A 19132-nucleotide genomic window follows, 5' to 3' on the forward strand; every position below is an offset into this window, starting at 1 on the left:
AAAAAGAGACAAGATTCAGAAGCCAAGACCCAAGATAATTGAAACAAGCCGTCCTTATTCTTGAATCCAAAAGCGCAGCGGTCTTGAGTCTAATGTCTATTCATAAAAACTGGTCACCTCTCGGTTTTCGTGCCCATTGTCGGAATATTCCCGATAGGTAAACCCGGGATGCACGCAGTAGCCACCCGTTTCCCCATTTTTGTTGATGGCCAAAAACCCGATTTGGAAATCTTTTCGGCCCTCATTTTTCTTCATAATACGTTTTACACCTTCTTCGCAGGCTTCTTGTGGACTTTTTCCTTGTCGCATCAATTCCACGATCAAAAAACTGCCCACGGTACGGATCACTTCTTCGCCTACACCTGTTGCAGTGGCACCGCCCACTTCGTTGTCGATAAAAAGCCCGGCACCGATAATGGGAGAGTCCCCAACGCGTCCTGCTACTTTGTAGGCCATTCCACTTGTGGTGCAAGCCCCGGAAATATCGCCATTTTCATCAATGGCGAGCATTCCAATGGTATCGTGGTTTTCTATATTGATGGTGGTCTCGTATTTGGAGGTTTTTAACCATTCTTCGTATTGTTCTCGGGTACTTTTGGTGAACAGGTCTTCTTTTTTGAAGCCTTGCTCGTAGGCAAATTTCTCTGCGCCTTTGCCCGCCAAAATTATGTGTGGTGTTTCTTCCATCACTTTTCTTGCCACTGAAACGGGGTGTACAATGTTTTGCATACAGACCACGGAGCCGCAATTACCGTCTTTGTCCATAATACAGGCATCCAAGGTGACATTTCCATCTCGATCGGGACGACCGCCCTTGCCGACGGTCTCGTTGGTTTCATCGGCTTCCTCCACCATAACCCCTTGCTCCACGGCGTCCAAGGCATTACCGCCCGACTTTAAGACTTCCCACGCCTTCTCCGTAGCATTAAAAAAGTTCCAAGTACAGACGACGATTGGTTTTACAGGATTTGGAGTTGGAATTGCCGCAGCTGGGGCAACTTCTGGCTTTGGTTCTGTTTTACAGGCGACCAAAGTAGAGGCGGAAACCAGTCCGGCTGCGGAGAGGCTGGAATTTTTAAGAAATTTGCGTCGTTCCATGCGATGGTATGTTTATTTTTAAGGATCATAAATATACAATATGCTGGTAGAAGTTTGTGCCAATTCCTTGGAATCGGCTTTGAATGCCGAGAGGTCAGGAGCTGATAGAATTGAACTTTGTTCAGAACTTGGGGTGGGGGGCATTACCCCATCTGCAGGACTCATTAAATTAGTAAAAAAGGAGTTGAATATTCCCGTTCATGTACTTATTCGTCCAAGGGGCGGGCATTTTACCTATTCCAACACTGAGTTTGAGGTGATGAAAACCGATGTTTTAGCTTGCAAAGAGCTGGGTATGGATGGCATTGTAACTGGAATTTTGAAAAAGAATTTTTCGGTGGATATTAAAAGAACGAAAGAATTGGTGGATTTGGCCCAACCGATGCATTTTACATTTCACCGTGCTTTTGATTGGGTCAATGACCCGTTGGAAGCATTGAAGCAACTTGAAGATATTGGTGTGCAGACCATTTTAACTTCTGGAGGAGAGATTTCAGCGGAAAAAGGAATCAATCACTTGAAGTTATGGCAGCAAAATACCAACATGACCATTATGGCAGGTGGAGGTGTGTCTCCCAAGAACGTATCAGATTTTAAGGATATAGGACTTAATGCTATCCATTGCTCTGGGACTTCCTTTGGACATCATGTGGCGTTAGAAGGTAAAATCAGTATGAACTCCAAAAAACATTTGGTGGAGGATGAAGTGGCGGTTTCAAGTTTAGCTATCCTTAAATCCATTGTTGAAGCCGTTAAATAAAATTAAAAAGTACTGCTTAATAGGAGATTAGCACTAATTTTGTAAAAAAATTGTATGTCCCGATTTATTGTTTTGGCAATCCTGTATGTGGTGCTGGCCGTTTATGGCTTTCAAGCATTCCGTACACTGTTCAAAAGTCCGTTGATGCAATGGGCTTACATTGTACTGTTTTTGGGCGCCTTGATTTTTTTGACCATCAAAGTAATGACATACGACCCTGGCGATGGGTTTAAAGGTACCGCTGCCATTGCAGGAACCATATTTGCTTCATTCTTTTTATTGGCTTTGGTCTTGGGCTTCTTCCTTTTGTTGGAAGATGTGGTACGTGTGATTGGTTACGGGTATAACAAAATTGTTGGGGTTTCGGATGCTGATACAGGTTACTTCCCTTCACGAAGAAAATTTATTAGTGGTATTGCCCTTGGCTTGGCAGCGTTGCCTTTTGGGGCTTTGCTATATGGCATGTACCGTGGAAAATACAACTATCAGGTTTTAAAATACGAGTTGGAGTTTGATGACCTTCCGGATGCTTTCCATAATTATCAGATCACACAGATTTCCGATGTGCACAGCGGTAGTTTTGACGATTATAAAAAAGTGGAGTATGGGGTCAGTCTTATCAACGAACAAAAGAGCGATGTAATTTTCTTTACTGGAGATATCGTAAACAACCGTTCGGATGAGTTGAAACCGTGGAAAGAGGTTTTCTCTCGTTTGGATGCTAAGGATGGGGTGTTCTCCATTTTGGGCAACCACGATTACGGGGATTATGCGGTTTGGGATACGGAAGAAGAGAAAGCACAAAACTTGGAAAACCTCAAAACCATGCAAAAAGAAATGGGCTTTGATTTGCTTCTGAATTCCAATCGTTTTTTGGAGAAAGATGGTGATAAAATTGCCTTGGTCGGGGTGGAGAACTGGGGCCGCGGCGGATTTAAAAAAGCGGGCGACCTACAAAAGGCCAAAGCGGGCGTTTCCCAAGATGATTTTAAAATATTGCTGAGCCACGACCCATCGCACTGGGAAGATGTGGTGGTCCACGATGATTACCATTTTCATCTGACCTTGAGCGGGCACACCCATGGCATGCAGTTTGGCGTTGAGATTCCTGGCTGGGTTAAATGGAGCCCTGTTAAGTGGCGCTACAAATATTGGGCGGGCATTTACAAGGAGTTGGACCAGTTTATCAATGTAAACCGAGGGTTTGGGTTTATTGGTTACCCCGGTCGTTTTGGTATTTGGCCCGAGATTTCGGTAATTACCTTGAAGAAAAAGGGGATGGCGGCGTAAATCCGATTTTTTTGGGTTTACAGGAAGTTTTTAACGGTTTACAATCATTTCCAGTTTTGGCCCTTTATTCCCATCGTAGCTTTTAGAATGTCTTTTTGGGATATTTGACCAACAAGTTTTCCGTTTTCCAAAATAGGGAAACGGCGTCTTCTGACTTCGAGGAACATTTTTGCTGCATCAAAGATGTTCATATTGCCATCAATGGTCTCTACATTTTTAATCATTCGAAGTTCTACTTTGCTGTGCTCCATGGGTAAATTGTAATACCTACTGTCACTAATATGCTTTATACAATCCCCTTCTGAAATAATCCCTATCAACTCGTTGTTTTCGTTAACGACCGGACCTCCCGAAATTTTATGCCGTATCAAAGCTTCGATGACCTCCTCTATAGATTGGTCAGGACTAAAGGTGATTAGGTCCCGAGTCATATAATCACTCACTTTTAGCGGTATTTCTTTGGGTATTTCCTTTACCCTTTTTCCTGTGTAACTCTTGATTCCCATATCCAAATTTTTTAATCCCTCTATTAAATATATTGAATTTCAGTGACTTAAAATCATAAAAAGTGTAAATTAATTACTTGTGGAATATGGTTGTATGATGATTAAATTGTACTGTTTGTTAGAACAAATATTGGAATGAGACATGGTAATAGGGCACTATATGCTGAGATGGTTTAATGAAAATTTGCCATGGACTGTAGGGTAAAGCATTGACTTGCTATAAAAACATTCACATTTTTTCTTACTTTTGATTGTAAACCTTAGAATACATGTCCAAATTTGGTGAACTTATAGATTTACAAGTCCCTGTATTGTTAGACTTTTATGCAGAATGGAACCAGGAGTCCACTTCCATGCACCCTGTTTTGAGTGATGTGGCCGCTGCCCTTGGTGATAAGGGAAAGGTTATAAAAATTGATGTGGACAAAAACAAGGAACTTTCGCAGGCACTCCGCATTAAGGGACTGCCCACTTTAATGATCTACAAAAAAGGTGAGATGGTTTGGCGCCAAAGCGGGGAGCAGGACGCCAATACGCTCATAGGTATCCTAAACGAATATATCCAATAAAGAAAGAGGCTATAAAGCATTGAAACACGTCATTCTGAATTCCTGCCGGCAGGCAAGGTATTTCAGAATCTCATCATACTGATAAACAAATCGCTATGAGAACCTGAATCAAGTTCAGGTTGACGAAAATCGACATTTTAAACAGGCTCTTTATGTTTTTTATTCTTCAGGAAGTGTGGAATCCGGAACACTTTCTATGGTATCCAGCAAGATGGAATCTTCCATATCCGGGTCAAGGGGGAGTGGTTCGTCCAAACTCTCTTCTTCTTCATCCACAAACTGCGAAAACTTATCTATATACTCATTGAAAATGACCGTTTCCGATTCGGCTAGTTCCTTGTCGTTGTTTTCGATTAGGATATCAATGTTCCTGCGGTATGCTTGCATATCGGACAGGATATCGTCAATTTTATCGTACTGCTCATCCAAAGGAATGTTGGCATAATACTCCAAATGTTCTTGATATACTTTTTTGAGCTTGCCGAACAACGCACGGGCCTTTTCGGTCTCGCCGACTTTGTAGTACCCATCTACAAATGGTTCCACAAAGGCATAAAAGCCATAATGGTCCACTGGCATGTTGTCCATGGCAATGTTGATGACACCTTTGGCCTTGTCTATTTTGTTTTCTTCGATAAGGGTTTCCATCAAACGGGCCAAATTGCTCCTAAAGGAGAGCCCTTGGGAACGTGTTTGTGGGTCATGATAGATTTCATCGCTTCCAGAGTTGCCCCATTCCCAATCTTTGACGATGTCGTACATCAAATCAGAATCGATACGGCCCATTTCAAAGGAGTTTCGGTTCGGGGTTTTGATGGGCACCAATTTGTACACCAGACCATCCAGTTGCAGATAATCCTTCATCCAAATGTATTCGGCGCTGTCAAAACTACCCCCGGAGAAATAAATCGGACGTTTCCAATCGTTGTTGGCAATCAAATCCAACATCAGTATTCTATTTTTTGGAAGTGCGCTCTGCGGCAAATCAATATCAATATAATCCACAATAAGGGCGGAGTCTTTTTCCTTGACCAACCCACTTTCCAGTACATTTTTCTTGTTGACCGGAATCCTGATTTTATTGGTAGGATAGTACACAATGTCCAGGGTACTTTCAGAGTAATTGCTTAAATCTGCTCCTTGATTAGTGAGTATATGCCTGAATTTGGTTTGGGGCCTATCACTCCCGATCCAGTTCATAAAATCCTTGATGCTCCAACGATTTTCGGTAATGCCTTGATAGTAAACTGCATCCCGGGTTCCATAACTATACTTGTCGTGGGTCAATTGGGAGGGTATAGGGTCACTCTCGTAGGCTTTGCGTTTCATTTGGTCTATGTACCAATCCGTAGCAAAAAGGCTGGTGTTTACCACGCGGACATCTGTCCTGTACTTTTCAATCTCTTGAGCGTACCAAATCGGGAAGGTGTCGTTGTCCCCAATAGTGAACAGAATCGCCCCTGCATCTTCTTGGCAGGAGTCGAGATAGGCTTTAGCAGTTGCTGGGGCGGTATATCGGTCGGATCTATCGTGATCGTTCCAGTTTTGGAAGGCCATTAAGAGGGGTACGGCCAACAGACACAATATTGTGATGGCTGGTGCTGCAATTTTTGCAGAAAATATTTTTTTGAATTCTTCAAAGAGCCCATAAACCCCAATACCAATCCAAATACAGAAAACATAAAAAGATCCCACCAAGGAATAATCCCTTTCCCTAGGTTGGAAAATGTAGGGGTTGGTGTAAAACTGAATCGCCAGGCCCGTAAATATAAAGAACACGAAGAGGACCCAGAACTGTTTCGGGTTTTTGGATATCTGGAATACAATGCCCAAAATTCCGAGTAACAACGGTAGGAAGAAATAGGTATTTCTTCCTTTGTTGTTTTTCCAGTCGCTGGGAAGGTTTTCTTGGCTTCCCAACCTAATGCTATCAATAAAATTGATACCGCTCAACCAGTTTCCGTTTTCATCGTATCTGCCTTGTACATCGTTTTGCTTTCCGACAAAATTCCACATAAAGTAGCGCATGTACATGTAGCTGAACTGGAAATCAAAAAGGTATTCTAGGTTTTGTCCCAATGTTGGAGGCTCTACTTCGATATACTGGCCGAATTCCCGTAAAAATCGAATGTATTGTTCGGTGTCGAGCTCCCCTTGGGAGTATGCCGTTTTAAATTGGTTTACGGCATCCCTAAGGTCGTTGTTGGAGATGTATTCCGATTTTATCCGAAATTCCAGCGCACCAAAATAGCGCATGTAATTTTCGGCATGTTGGTCGCTCCACATTCTGGGCAAAATGCCCACATGCTTTTCGTTGGGTCCGGGTAAGGCACCTTTGTAGTGGTTTACAATAACATATTTTCCCAGTTCCAGATCTTTTTCATATTTGGGGCTGTCATCCCTATCTTCTCCAGCGGGAGCAAAGGTATCCGAATAATAAGCGCCATAAACGGGACTGTCCACACCTGGATATTGTTCCCTGTTGTAGTAGGCCAAAAGGGCCCTTGCATCGGCAGGATTGTTTTCGTTGACTACGGTTTTTGCATTTGCACGGATGGGAAGCATTAACCAAGATGAAAATCCAAGGAAGAGGAACATGAGGCAAAGCACCACGATGTTCGCATTGTAGTAATTATGTTTTCGGGTATATCTCAATCCAAAATAGAAAGCAGCTACAAATAGGAGCCCCATAATAATGGAACCTGAATTGAACGGAAGTCCAATTTCATTGATAAAGAAAACCTCGCTCCATCCAAAAAGCTCCAGTACATAGGTCAAAGAGAATTTGTAAACCAGGATGAGCACCGCCACCACTGCAATATTGGCCAACAAAAAGTTCTTTACCGTTGTAATCTTATACTTTTTAAAGTAATACAGCAAACCTATTGATGGAATGGCCAAAAAGCCCATAAACTGAATCCCAAAGGTGAGTCCGATCACAAAACAGATAAGCATAAGCCAACGGTGACCTCTGGGGTCTCCCAAATTGTCGGTCCATTTTAAGCCCAGCCAGAGCAACAGGGCCATAATTAAACTGGCCATGGCGTATACTTCGGTTTCTACGGCATTGAACCAAAAACTATCTGAAAAAGTAAAGGCAAGCGCTCCAACAAGTCCGCTTCCAAAAACAGCAATAGCTTTGCTATTGGTGATTTCACTCTTTTTGGAAATCATTTTCCCGACCAAATTGGTAATGGTCCAGAAGGTGAACAATACGGCAAATGCACTCGAAACAACGGAGACTGCATTTACCATAAGCGCTATTTTGGTCTCATCGCCAAAGGCGAACATGGCAAAAAATGCACCTATCATTTGCAGCAATGGAGCCCCAGGTGGGTGTCCAACTTGCAATTTTGCTGAAGTGGAAATATACTCCCCTGCATCCCAAAAACTTCCTGTGGGTTCAACGGTCAGGGCATAAACTATAAACGCGATGGCGAAGGAAGTCCATCCAAGGATGGTATCCCATTTTTTGAAGTCTTTTGCAAACATAGAGTTGGTTATTAACCGAATTGTGGCGAATTTAGTAAATCTAGAACAGATGCCTAACCCTTTTTGGAAAACCTTTAACACCCTTGTTTAAGAAAAATAGCGTGTATTCTTGTCAAAAATATTTGTTGAAACCAAAGTTTGTTTTAAATTTGCACGCTCAAATATGGCACTGACCCATGGTGTAATTGGCAACACAGCTGGTTTTGGTCCAGTCGTTCTAGGTTCGAGTCCTAGTGGGTCAACGGAAAGCCCCTTAAATCATTGATTTAAGGGGCTTGTTTTTTAATTAGGTCGGATTCTTTTAAACACACTCTCTGTCCAAGCTGGGAACAGGCCTGTAGGTATAGTATTGTAAAACTTCTTCCAAAGCCATTTTAAGAGCTTTGTTTATGGGCATTATTTTGGAGCCCAATTGAAAATCGATTTGATTTAATTGCATATAATAGTCCGTAAAGACAGGGACATCCATTCCTTTCAAAATAGCTTCGGACGCAACAAGATAGTTGTCGGCCTGTTCTTCTTTGATGGTTTTACAAGTTGCCAATCGTAAATTGCCATATTTGTCCCTGTTCGTGGCGTAGCCAAATAATCTGCACATTAAGCCTCTATGACGGTAACTCCCACAATGGCCTTTACCTATAATGGAAACAGGTGTCAGCATAAAGCAGGTCATAATCGGGTATTCATTGATACTTGTAAGTGCATCCTCCGCTTTACCAGATAAAAATAGATGAAATGCCCAAGGTAAAAACTCCAAAGGAGAAGCTTCAATATTAGGGTAAGTACAACATTTTCCGCAACCCGAAACACAGCCAATTCCAGATGCTTTTTGAAATTGAAGGGTTTCTTTCTCCAATTGATCAAATAACCTTTCAACCAATTGAACTTTATTTTCCAGTGTCATTATTCTTTATCGAAAGTATGTTTTATTTCGATACAGAGGCAACATAAATTCAATTGATTTTTTTGATACCACCTTATGTTGGAAATACCCAAACCATTGTAGAAACTCAAAACGATAAAATATAGGAAATACCAATGGAAAAGGACTTCCAACCTGAAGCAATTACAACAATTGTGAATCAACTACAAGAGACATTTATCTGGTTTTAGGTAATGCGTTAGTTGTTGTTCACGCGGTATGTTACCCCTCGGTTGGTGATGACTCTTCCCGTTTTTACAGTTAAAGATGCCATGTCCGAAGTGATTGGGCTGCAGCTTCCGGTACTGCTGGAGGCATGTACACGGAAAATATATCCATTTTTAGAGGTGTCTGGCGAGTTCACGCTAAGGTTTGCTGTTTGCGTTCCCGAGTATTCAGCTCCATCCGAGATAAGGGCAAAATTGGTTCCACCATCTGTACTTACCTCCCATTGATAGGTATCTACGTTGATAGCTGTAACCGAAAAACTTCCATTATTGCCCATAACAACTGTTTGATCTGTGGGTTGTGATGATATGGTGAAAGGTGTTATCGTAATGATTTGCTCCACATCAGTGGTGTTTCCAGCCGTATCTGTAATCCTGTATGTACGTGTAATGATTTCCGGATTGCTTCCTCCATCGCTAACATCACTCACAAAAACTACCGTTGGATTTGGGTCGCAATTATCGGCTTCATCTGTTATTACGGCTTCATCTGGTGTAGGAATGTCAGCCGAACAATTCACCATTATTGGAGCTGGAGCACTTGCTGTGGGTGCTGTTGACTCAACAGTAATCATTGTCGTAGCTGCCAAGTCTGGATGAGTGGGATCTCCGGGCATGCCTCCATATTCTACCAAATATCCTTTTGGTTGATAATCCCCGCTAGCAGCTCCTGTGTTGGAAAGGTCGTTCCAAGACCCGGGCAATCCAACCCCTGGAGCAGTGATGTGGGCATAATCCTCGTCTCCGGATTGATTGGGCTCGCCGGAATTCCAAAATTCATAACCAAAAGCGGTTCCACCGCCAGTTCCCCTCCAGAACAAGGTTCCTGCTTCAGGGCCGGTTACCCAGTACCAATCTCCTTCGGTGGCGGCATCACTTGCCCCGATCCAACCTGCTCCTGGTGCTTGTGAACCCAACAGATCCGATTCGTCTTGAAAGGAAATGGTGGCCAAATAGCCTTGGAGTCCATAAAATGTTCTTAAGGCTGCGGCATCGCGGGCTGCGGTCCAAGTAATTCCTTCGGAAGGGACATACTCATAATAGTGCCCTGTGGATTCCAAATAGTTAGCCTCGTTCATTACTATGGAAAATGTTCTTGTGTCGCCACTGCTTACGGTGGCCGTAGTTTGGAAAACTACAGCGCTAATAGCTGCCTCAAATTCGGCCAAGGTCGCCGGCCCTTCCAAGAACAACCTTCCTTCGGAAGTGTCATAGCTGGCCGTTATGTTGGTGTGTGTTCCAGTTAAACTCAGAACATCGCCGGAAACATCGTAATTTGAAGTAACCTGCACATAAACACCATCCAACGTACTGCTGTCAGCGTCTGAAATATCTACACTTTCTACGACAGAAATCGTATTGCCAGGACAAAAAATTTGGTCTCCCGTAGCTGTAATGGATGGTGGGCCGTTATCGTCAAAAGTATCATCCCTAAAATCCAAGTCACCTCCCGAAGCAACATCGCCATCGGAATCGGGAAGCATCAAAGAACCGCCGTTGGTGTTCATGGGGTTGTCTATAGTCCCCCCGGGGTCGGAATACCCGGTCGAGCTATCCATATTGTTGTCCAAGCCATCATTATCACTGTCCGATCCAACAAGGGTAAGTGTAGCTTCAATGGTATCCAATGTCCCATCATTATCGCTGTCGGTATCCATATAATCGGGAGTGCCATCACCATCGGTATCCACAGCCGATAAACCGCTTCCTTCGTAGGCATCATCCAGTCCATTGTTGTTGGAATCAACTCCCGAAGGAGCCGTATAGCTTAAAGAAGTTTGTGCTTCTACATTGTCGGGTATGCCGTCACCATCACTATCCAGGTCTTGGTAATTGGGTATGCCGTCGCCATCGGTATCCACAGTAGAACAATCCAAAGCGTTATCAAAACTGGCGCCATATACTCTTGCTCCAGTCTGCCACGCTTCAACTCGGATGTATTGTAAACTACTTCCAGAGACCGTAAATGTTACTTCCCGAATTGACCCTGGTGTTGTGCCATTGGCAGTTGCCAACCAAATACTAGTGGTTCCTGATGAATTGGTGCGTTGGATCTGAATGTCTGTACTTGATACTGCCGGGTCTGCTCCAACAAAAACACTGACATTGGTTCCAATTGGAATAGCTACAGGAAATTGGAGCAATAATCTGGAACTTGAGCCTGGATACGTTGTTGGATTGGCCGCATAGGTTGTTCCAGGATTACTTTCTGCATTGGTAGGGTCACTAAAATGTCTTAGGTTTGTTGCGGTCTGTACAAAGTTTCCGCCAGAACCACATTCATCAGTATCAAGGATTCCATCGTTGTCATCATCAATATCGGCTACATCATCAACACCGTCCCCATCAAGGTCGGCACTGGCCACACTACAATTCGAGTATAATTTGGAAAACGGGACATTTTGTTTGGACAAGGAAGGTCCTTGATATTGTACGTTCAGCGTTTCACCGCCCCCGTTTTCAAAAAATAGAACAGTAATGGCATGCAGTCCAGTGGTCAGCGATATATTACCAGACCTTTCTTGTGTGCCGTGGTTTCCATCATTGTCAACCACTTCGGTTCCGTCAATAAAAAGCTTGGAGCCGTCGTCCGATGATGTATAAAAGGTGTATGTGCCTTCCGTGTCTATCTGAATGTAGCCCGAATATCGAATGCTGAAATTATCGGCATCGCCAGGATCTTCTTGGTTTTGTAGTGCATCAACATTAAAACTGGTAAAAGTCCCCGTGCCAATGGATCCGGAAGTCGGGATGTTGTCCACGGTATTTCCAGGGGGAACGCTGTCATAGAATTGAAAATCAACTTCTCCAGAACATAGGCTCAGGTTTCCTTCCACTGTGACATCATCTATATAATAATATTCATTGCTTGAGTCGTTGTACATGCGCACCCTGATTTCCAAAGTGGAGCCTGTTGAAGGGAGGTTGACCATGTAGGAGGTATCCAGCGGATCCCAAGTAGCCCCTGAGACACTTGCAAACTCCACCCAAGAACCTCCGTCAAGCCGGTATTGGCCGATAAAGTAATCCTCCCACCAATCCATATCATCCTCATCGTTCACCCAGGTTTCCATACTAAAACTTACCTCGGTATAGCCATAAATATTGATGGGGTCTGTTTGCCAAACGCCTTCTTCGCCCAAATTCCTAGCTCGTAATTCGTTGCTCCGAACAGATAGGCTGTTCCCTCGATCGGTCGTCCAGTCAGAGGCCGAAGGACCAGACGCCGTGCCACTTTGTGTATTGTTGTTATAGGAGAAGTTTTCGCTCCAAATAGTGGTTTGGGAAAATGAAAGAAATGTTCCCAGCAGGAAAAATGCGATGATCAGCATCCATCCATTCGGAAAATGATTCATCTTCTTATCGAAGAAAGAGGTTGTGCCCATGTACTTTAATTCATTGTACCACAAAATTAGTGGGGGTTCTTTAGCTTCAAAATATTTGTTGTGAAAGGGGGTGAAACGAATGTTAACCCTATAATAATGTAGGGATTGTTGTTAACATGTTTACAATTTGTCCTATAAATGGCATTCATATTTTACAGGATTATTGGGAAGCCAATCATCTATATATTATTGTAATACACTGAAAAGTAGATGGCAAAAGCTTCATTTTTGTGCTTGAATGAGTTGCACATGCGATATTATTTGTTGTATATTTGCAAAACTGAACGGATATAAAAGTATTCATGAGGGGACCTTGAGTCCCCTCTTTTATTACTGATTTCTTATGTTGAAGGATAAAGTAAAGCAATTGTTGAACAATGCATTGGAAGAACATTCTTCCTTGTTCTTGGTTGATTTTACGATTGGCGGCGATAATAGCATCAAAGTCGTTTTGGACGGTGATCAAGGAGTTAGTCTGCAAGATTGTATGAATGTTAGCCGGGCCATTGAACATAATTTGGATCGCGAGGAGGAAGATTTTTCCTTGGAGGTGACCTCGGCTGGAGCTACATCGCCTTTGCAATTGCCACGTCAGTACAACAAAAATATTGGAAGAAAATTACAGGTGAAGACCAGCTCTGGGAAATTGGAAGGAACACTGGTGGAAACCTCGATAGATAGTATTACCTTGGAATGGAAGGCGCGAGAGCCCAAACCAGTGGGTAAAGGAAAAATTACAGTGCAGAAAAAGCAGGAAATCGCATTTTCTGATATTCAAGAAGCAAAAGTTAAATTAAAATTTTAATTGTAGTAGAAAATGGAAAACCTAGCGCTCATCGAATCCTTTTCGGAGTTTAAGGACGATAAGTTTATTGACAGGGTTACCCTTATGGCGATTTTGGAAGAAGTGTTCCGAAGTGCGCTCAAGAAAAAATTTGGTTCTGACGACAATTTTGATATTATTATCAACCCCGATAAAGGGGATTTGGAGATATGGAGAAACCGTGTGGTTGTTGAAGATGGTGAAGTGGAAGAACCTAACGAGGAAATATCCTTGTCCGAAGCTAGAAAAATCGAGCCCGATTTTGAGGTGGGCGAAGATGTTTCGGAAGAGGTGAAGCTGATTGATTTGGGTAGGAGGGCAATTTTGGCGTTGCGTCAAAACCTGATCTCCAAGATCCATGAGCACGACAATACCACCATCTACAAGCAATTTAAGGACTTGGAAGGTGAGATTTATACTGCAGAGGTGCACCATATTAGGCATCGTGCAGTTATTTTGTTGGATGATGAAGGAAATGAGATCATTCTTCCAAAAGAAAAACAGATTCCATCCGACTTTTTCCGTAAAGGGGACAACGTACGTGGCATTATCGAGAGCGTGGAGCTTAAAGGAAACAAGCCTACCATTATCATGTCCAGAACCTCACCAATTTTCTTGGAGCAATTGTTCTTCCAAGAAATCCCAGAGGTGTTCGATGGACTGATCACCATTAAAAAGGCAGTTCGTATCCCTGGCGAAAAAGCCAAGGTCGCGGTGGATTCTTACGATGATAGGATTGACCCAGTGGGTGCCTGTGTGGGTATGAAAGGATCTCGGATCCATGGAATTGTACGTGAGTTGGGCAACGAAAATATAGATGTGATTAACTGGACCAACAACCCGCAATTAATGGTGACCCGTGCACTTAGCCCTGCCAGGGTATCGTCCGTTAAATTGAACGATGAGAAAAAAACAGCTCAAGTATACCTTAAGCCAGAGGAAGTTTCCAAGGCCATTGGTAGAGGTGGGCATAACATACGATTGGCAGGTCAATTGACTGGTTACGAAATAGATGTGTTCCGCGAAGGCGTTGAGGAGGATGTGGAGTTGACCGAGTTTTCCGATGAGATCGAAAGCTGGGTTATCGAAGAATTCAAGAAGATTGGATTGGATACCGCACGTAGCGTTTTGGAACAGGATGCAAAAGATTTGGTGAAGAGAACCGATCTAGAAGAAGAAACAATCCTAGAGGTCGTTCGCATCCTCAAGGAAGAATTTGAAGATTAGGCTTATATTAGCAGCGAAAATTTAGGGCAAGTAAAATTATTTATGGCAGAAAATCCAACAATACGACTTAACAAAGTTCTCAGAGAATTGAACATTTCACTGGATAGGGCAGTCGATTACCTCTCCTCGGAAGGGCATGACGTAGAAGCACGACCTACCACCAAGATATCCAATGAGGTGTATCAAGTTCTGTTGGATGAATTCCAAACGGATAAGAGCAAAAAGGTCGCTTCCAAGGAAGTTGGTGAAGAAAAGCGCAAGGAAAAGGAGGCTATTCGCATCCGAATGGAGAAAGAACAGGAAGAGCGCAGGTTGGCCAAGGAGAAAAAAGAAGCGGAACAGCAAGTGGTAAAAGCCAAAGCTGAACTATCCGGGCCTAAGACCGTGGGCAAAATCGATTTGGATAAAAAGCCGGATAAGCCAAAGGAGGAAGAGCCAAAACAGGAAGAGGCACCAAAAGCTGAGCCGGAAAAAGCCAAAGAAGAAGTAAAAGAAGAAGCGCCAGCTAAAGAGAAGACTGAAAAGTTGGAAGCTGAAGCTCCAGAAAAGAAAGCGGTTGAGGCCAAGGAGGAAAGTGCTGAAAGCAAAGAAGAGTCTGAAGGAGCTGAAAACGGAACCATAAAGACAAAATACCAAAAGCTTTCAGGTCCTAAGATAACCGGGGATAAAATTGACCTTTCCCAGTTCAAAAAACCTGCCAAGAAGAAAAAAGAGGATACCCAAAAACCCAGTCCCAATAAAGGAGGTTCGTCCGATAGTGGAGATCGTAAAAAACGCCGCAGAAGAATTGTTAAGAACGCCCCACAAGCAGGTGGTGGTCGAAATACAAGAGGAGGTACTGCTAGAAAAGGACAGCGTTCAACAGCGCCTAAAGTAGAGCCTACCGAGGAAGAAGTACAAAAACAAGTACGGGAAACCTTGGAAAAACTCCAAGGTAAATCCAGTAAGGGCAAAGGAGCCAAATATCGTAGGGAAAAAAGAGATCAACACCGTCAACAAACGGAGAAAGATCTTGAGAAACAAGAGATGGAGAGCAAAATCCTCAAGGTGACCGAGTTTGTTACGGTCAATGAGCTTGCGACCATGATGAATGTTTCCACAACCCAAATTATTTCGGCCTGTATGTCCTTGGGTATCATGGTAACGATGAATCAGCGTTTGGATGCCGAAACGCTTTCCATCGTGGCTGATGAATTTGGTTACGAAGTTGAATTTGTGACCGCTGAAATCGAAGAAACCATTGAAGAGGTGGAGGATGTTCCTGAAGATTTAAAATCTCGCGCACCAATAGTTACCGTGATGGGGCACGTAGACCATGGTAAAACATCCTTATTGGATTATGTTCGTCAAGAGAACGTAATTGCCGGTGAAAGTGGAGGGATTACACAGCATATTGGAGCTTATGGTGTTTCGCTTGAAGATGGACAAAAAATAACATTCTTGGATACACCGGGTCACGAGGCGTTTACCGCAATGCGAGCCCGTGGTGCCCAAGTAACGGATATTGCAATAATTGTAATTGCTGCGGATGATGATATTATGCCTCAAACCAAAGAGGCCATAAGTCACGCTCAAGCAGCGGGAGTACCTATTGTATTTGCAATCAACAAAGTTGATAAGCCAACGGCAAACCCTGATAAGATCAAAGAAGGTTTGGCCAGTATGAATTTGTTGGTGGAAGACTGGGGAGGAAAAGTTCAGTCCCACGATATTTCTGCCAAGACTGGACAAGGTGTGAAAGAATTGTTGGAAAAAGTGCTGTTGGAGGCTGAGTTGTTGGAACTTAAAGCAAATCCGAACAGGCTTGCGTCAGGTACAGTTGTAGAAGCTTTCTTGGATAAAGGTAGAGGATATGTGGCCACGATTTTGGTTCAGGCCGGTACCTTGAACATAGGTGATTACGTTTTGGCTGGAACCTGTAGTGGTAAGGTCAAGGCAATGCACGATGAAAGGGGCAAGAATATAGAGAGTGCCGGACCATCCACGCCAATTTCAATTTTGGGATTGGATGGAGCGCCTCAGGCAGGTGATAGGTTCCATGTGTTGGAAGATGAGCGTGAGGCAAAACAGATTGCAGCAAAACGTTCACAGTTGCAACGCGAGCAATCCGTAAGAACACAACGTCATATTACCTTGGATGAAATTGGACGTAGAATCGCATTGGGTGACTTCCAGGAATTGAACATTATCCTTAAAGGTGATGTGGACGGTTCAGTGGAAGCCTTGACGGATTCGTTCCAAAAATTGTCCACCGACGAGATACAAGTGAATATTATCCATAAAGGAGTTGGGGCCATTACAGAGTCCGATGTGTTGTTGGCAAGTGCTTCCGATGCGATTATAATCGGATTTAACGTACGGCCAATGGGCAACGCCAGGACCATTGCGGATAAGGAGGAAATCGATATCAGGACGTACTCCATCATTTATGATGCAATCAACGACCTTAAGGATGCGATGGAAGGTATGTTGTCCCCAGTAATGAAAGAAGAAATCACGGGTAACGCCGAAGTTAGGGAAACCTTCAAGATTTCCAAGATTGGAACCATTGCCGGTTGTATGGTAACCAGTGGTAAAATATTCAGGAACTCACGAATCAGGTTGATTAGGGACGGTGTTGTAATCTACACTGGAGAATTGGCCTCGTTGAAACGATTTAAAGATGATGTCAAGGAAGTATCCAAAGGATATGACTGTGGACTACAGGTTAAAAACTACAATGATGTAAGAGAGGGTGATATTATAGAGGCCTTCCAAGAAGTGGCAGTGAAGAAAAAACTGTAAGCGATAATCGAATAAGAAAAAAAATCCCGCCTAGAGCGGGATTTTTTATGGTTAAGATTCTTTTTCTTCCGGTTTTAGTAGCATGGCATGCGGATATTTTTTACGCACCTCCAAGTACTTTCTTTCGGCCTCCAGTTTGGTTTTGAACCTTCCCAGCCTTACTCGGTAGGTGGGGGATTCAAACTCTATTTTGGAATACCAGTCCGGGAAATCAACTTCCACTTGGTTCAAGAGATCTAATGCTTTTTTATAGTTGCCAAAACCTACCTGAATTTGATAATATCCTGTATTGGAACTAACCTTGGTGTAGAGTTTTACCAATTCATCGATCTTTGGATCTTGTTGAATGGTCACTTGGGCGTTCTGGGCCGAAAGATGTGTTGTAAAGCCAATTAAAATTGCTGCAAATACAGTGGTTTTCATATTGTTCCTGTGTTGTATCGTTTACGCTTGTTGCAAATGTAGATTATTATAGGTTAATCATGTGGGAGCAAAGTTATTTAGAATCTTTATAAATTATAAGTTATAAATACCTTAACATTTCAAAAAATGACTGTATGTCTTACTTTTGTTGCCATTCTTGGCAGGGTAAAAAGCTATTGCTCTCAAACTCAATAGAAAGAATCATGCCAAAGATTTCGATAGAAATTTCACGAATATGAAAAAGGTTTTATACCGCCATCTATTTTCTAAAGTTTTAGGTTTATCTTTCCTATTGTTCTCATCATCTTTTTATGCACAGGAAGAAGCTGAGGTCGCTACGGATGCTGCAACGGAGCAAACTGCCGGTGCTGTTGAAGGTGACCCGGTAAAGGGGAAGCAATTGTTTAACCAGAACTGTGCCGCATGCCACTCCTTGGACAGGAAAATGACCGGTCCTGCATTGGCCAATGTGGAGACAAAGTTGATGGAGGATGAGGGGTTGGATAAAGAATGGATTTATGCGTGGATAAAAAACAGTCCCGCTGTTATATCTTCCGGAGATGCCTACGCCAACAAAATTTACGCAGAGTACAATCAGGCAGCAATGACGCCATTTCCAACATTGTCGAATGAGGATATTGACGATATTTTGGCTTATACAGCTGCACCTCCATCTACACCTGCTGCTACCGCAACTGCAACAACGGATGGAGGAGAGGCAACTGGTTCAAGTTCAGGAATATCCAATGAGATGATTCTTGGAGCCTTGGCCTTGGTGTTTGGTCTTTTGGTGATTATGTTGGTCTTGGTGAACAAGACCTTGCGAAGAATCGCCGAAGCCAATGGAGTTGTTCTTGAAAAGGAAAAAGAAAAGCGTTTGCCTCTTTGGAAAGCATTTGTTCAAAACCAGTTTTTGGTTTTGGTAAGTGTGGTGTTCTTACTATTGGCTAGTGCTTATTTCGCTTATGGTTGGATGATGCAGATTGGTGTAGATCAAGGTTATGCTCCTGTGCAGCCAATTCATTTCTCGCACAAAATTCACGCTGGTGACAATAATATTGACTGTAAATACTGTCACTCTTCTGCTAGGGTGTCAAAAACTTCAGGGATTCCATCTTTGAACGTTTGTATGAACTGTCACAAATCCATATACGAATACACAGGCAATCCAGAAGGCCCATCTGCAGAAGATTTGGCTGCGGGCCATACCAATGAGTTCTATACTGGAGAGATTAAAAAATTATACAAGGCAGTAGGTTGGGACGAAGAAAACCAAAGCTATACGGGCGAGACAAAACCTGTAGAGTGGGTGAGAATTCACCAGTTGCCCGATTTTGCCTATTTCAACCACTCCCAGCATGTTTCTGTTGCCGGTGTTGAGTGCCAGACTTGTCACGGTCCAGTTGAGGAAATGGAAGTCGTGGAGCAGTTCGCTCCATTGACCATGGGATGGTGTATCAATTGTCACCGCGAGACCAATGTCAAGGTTCAGGGCAATGCGTACTACGAAGCAATTCACGAGGAGTTGTCCAAGAAGTATGGGGTAGAGAAATTGACCGCTGCCATGATGGGTGGTCTTGAATGTGGAAAGTGTCACTATTAAGAATTAAAAGAAGATAATCTCA

General features: G+C 43.1%; 13 protein-coding genes and 1 tRNA gene. 8 read left to right on the forward strand and 6 right to left on the reverse strand.

What is annotated here, in order from left to right; translation table 11 throughout:
• Positions 1-96: 96 nt before the first annotated feature.
• Positions 97-1098 carry an isoaspartyl peptidase/L-asparaginase family protein gene (locus MURRU_RS09040; protein WP_014033159.1) on the reverse strand — a complete coding sequence of 334 codons (1002 nt, stop codon included), beginning with the start codon at positions 1096-1098 and terminating at the stop codon, positions 97-99.
• 40 nt (positions 1099-1138) lie between these two features.
• On the opposite strand from MURRU_RS09040, the gene MURRU_RS09045 reads away from it, so the two are divergent.
• A complete protein-coding gene (locus MURRU_RS09045) occupies positions 1139-1858 on the forward strand; it encodes a copper homeostasis protein CutC (RefSeq protein ID WP_014033160.1) in 720 nt (239 codons plus the stop codon).
• 54 nt (positions 1859-1912) lie between these two features.
• Positions 1913-3148, forward strand: a complete 1236-nt coding sequence (locus MURRU_RS09050) for a metallophosphoesterase (RefSeq protein WP_014033161.1) — start codon at positions 1913-1915, stop codon at positions 3146-3148.
• 44 nt (positions 3149-3192) lie between these two features.
• On the opposite strand, the gene MURRU_RS09055 is transcribed toward MURRU_RS09050, so the two are convergent.
• Positions 3193-3654, reverse strand: coding sequence for a CBS domain-containing protein (locus MURRU_RS09055; protein ID WP_014033162.1), 462 nt, complete (start codon positions 3652-3654; stop codon positions 3193-3195).
• Between the two features lie 269 nt (positions 3655-3923).
• On the opposite strand from MURRU_RS09055, the gene MURRU_RS09060 reads away from it, so the two are divergent.
• Positions 3924-4223: a thioredoxin family protein gene (locus tag MURRU_RS09060; RefSeq protein ID WP_014033163.1), complete on the forward strand. Its 300-nt coding sequence runs from the start codon at positions 3924-3926 to the stop codon at positions 4221-4223.
• A gap of 159 nt (positions 4224-4382) precedes the next feature.
• On the opposite strand, the gene MURRU_RS09065 is transcribed toward MURRU_RS09060, so the two are convergent.
• Entirely contained in the window at positions 4383-7715 is a 3333-nt protein-coding gene (locus MURRU_RS09065; RefSeq protein WP_014033164.1) for a glycosyltransferase family 117 protein, read from the reverse strand.
• Positions 7716-7885: 170 nt separating this feature from the next.
• Here MURRU_RS09065 and MURRU_RS09070 point away from each other — a divergent pair.
• Positions 7886-7957, forward strand: a tRNA-Gln gene (locus MURRU_RS09070).
• 59 nt (positions 7958-8016) lie between these two features.
• Here the strand turns inward: MURRU_RS09070 and MURRU_RS09075 are convergent.
• Together MURRU_RS09075 and MURRU_RS17370 are read right to left on the reverse strand one after the other, a co-directional pair.
• Positions 8017-8619: a YkgJ family cysteine cluster protein gene (locus MURRU_RS09075; protein WP_014033165.1), complete on the reverse strand. Its 603-nt coding sequence runs from the start codon at positions 8617-8619 to the stop codon at positions 8017-8019.
• 217 nt (positions 8620-8836) lie between these two features.
• Entirely contained in the window at positions 8837-12250 is a 3414-nt protein-coding gene (locus tag MURRU_RS17370) for a PA14 domain-containing protein (RefSeq protein ID WP_049789098.1), read from the reverse strand.
• 343 nt (positions 12251-12593) lie between these two features.
• On the opposite strand from MURRU_RS17370, the gene rimP reads away from it, so the two are divergent.
• From rimP to infB, 3 genes are read left to right on the forward strand one after another with little or no spacing between them, the layout of a single operon-like run.
• Entirely contained in the window at positions 12594-13055 is a 462-nt protein-coding gene (gene rimP, locus MURRU_RS09085) for a ribosome assembly cofactor RimP (protein ID WP_014033167.1), read from the forward strand.
• Between the two features lie 12 nt (positions 13056-13067).
• Entirely contained in the window at positions 13068-14300 is a 1233-nt protein-coding gene (nusA, locus tag MURRU_RS09090; protein ID WP_014033168.1) for a transcription termination factor NusA, read from the forward strand.
• 42 nt (positions 14301-14342) lie between these two features.
• Positions 14343-17084, forward strand: coding sequence for a translation initiation factor IF-2 (gene infB, locus MURRU_RS09095; protein ID WP_014033169.1), 2742 nt, complete (start codon positions 14343-14345; stop codon positions 17082-17084).
• A 51-nt stretch (positions 17085-17135) separates the two neighbouring features.
• On the opposite strand, the gene MURRU_RS09100 is transcribed toward infB, so the two are convergent.
• Entirely contained in the window at positions 17136-17507 is a 372-nt protein-coding gene (locus MURRU_RS09100; protein WP_014033170.1) for an SPOR domain-containing protein, read from the reverse strand.
• Positions 17508-17742: 235 nt separating this feature from the next.
• Between MURRU_RS09100 and MURRU_RS09105 the strand changes: the two genes are divergently transcribed.
• Positions 17743-19110: a cytochrome c3 family protein gene (locus MURRU_RS09105; RefSeq protein WP_014033171.1), complete on the forward strand. Its 1368-nt coding sequence runs from the start codon at positions 17743-17745 to the stop codon at positions 19108-19110.
• Positions 19111-19132 lie beyond the last annotated feature (22 nt).

This window comes from Allomuricauda ruestringensis DSM 13258 (assembly GCF_000224085.1).
In the GTDB taxonomy this organism is placed as follows: Bacteria; Bacteroidota; Bacteroidia; order Flavobacteriales; family Flavobacteriaceae; genus Flagellimonas; species Flagellimonas ruestringensis.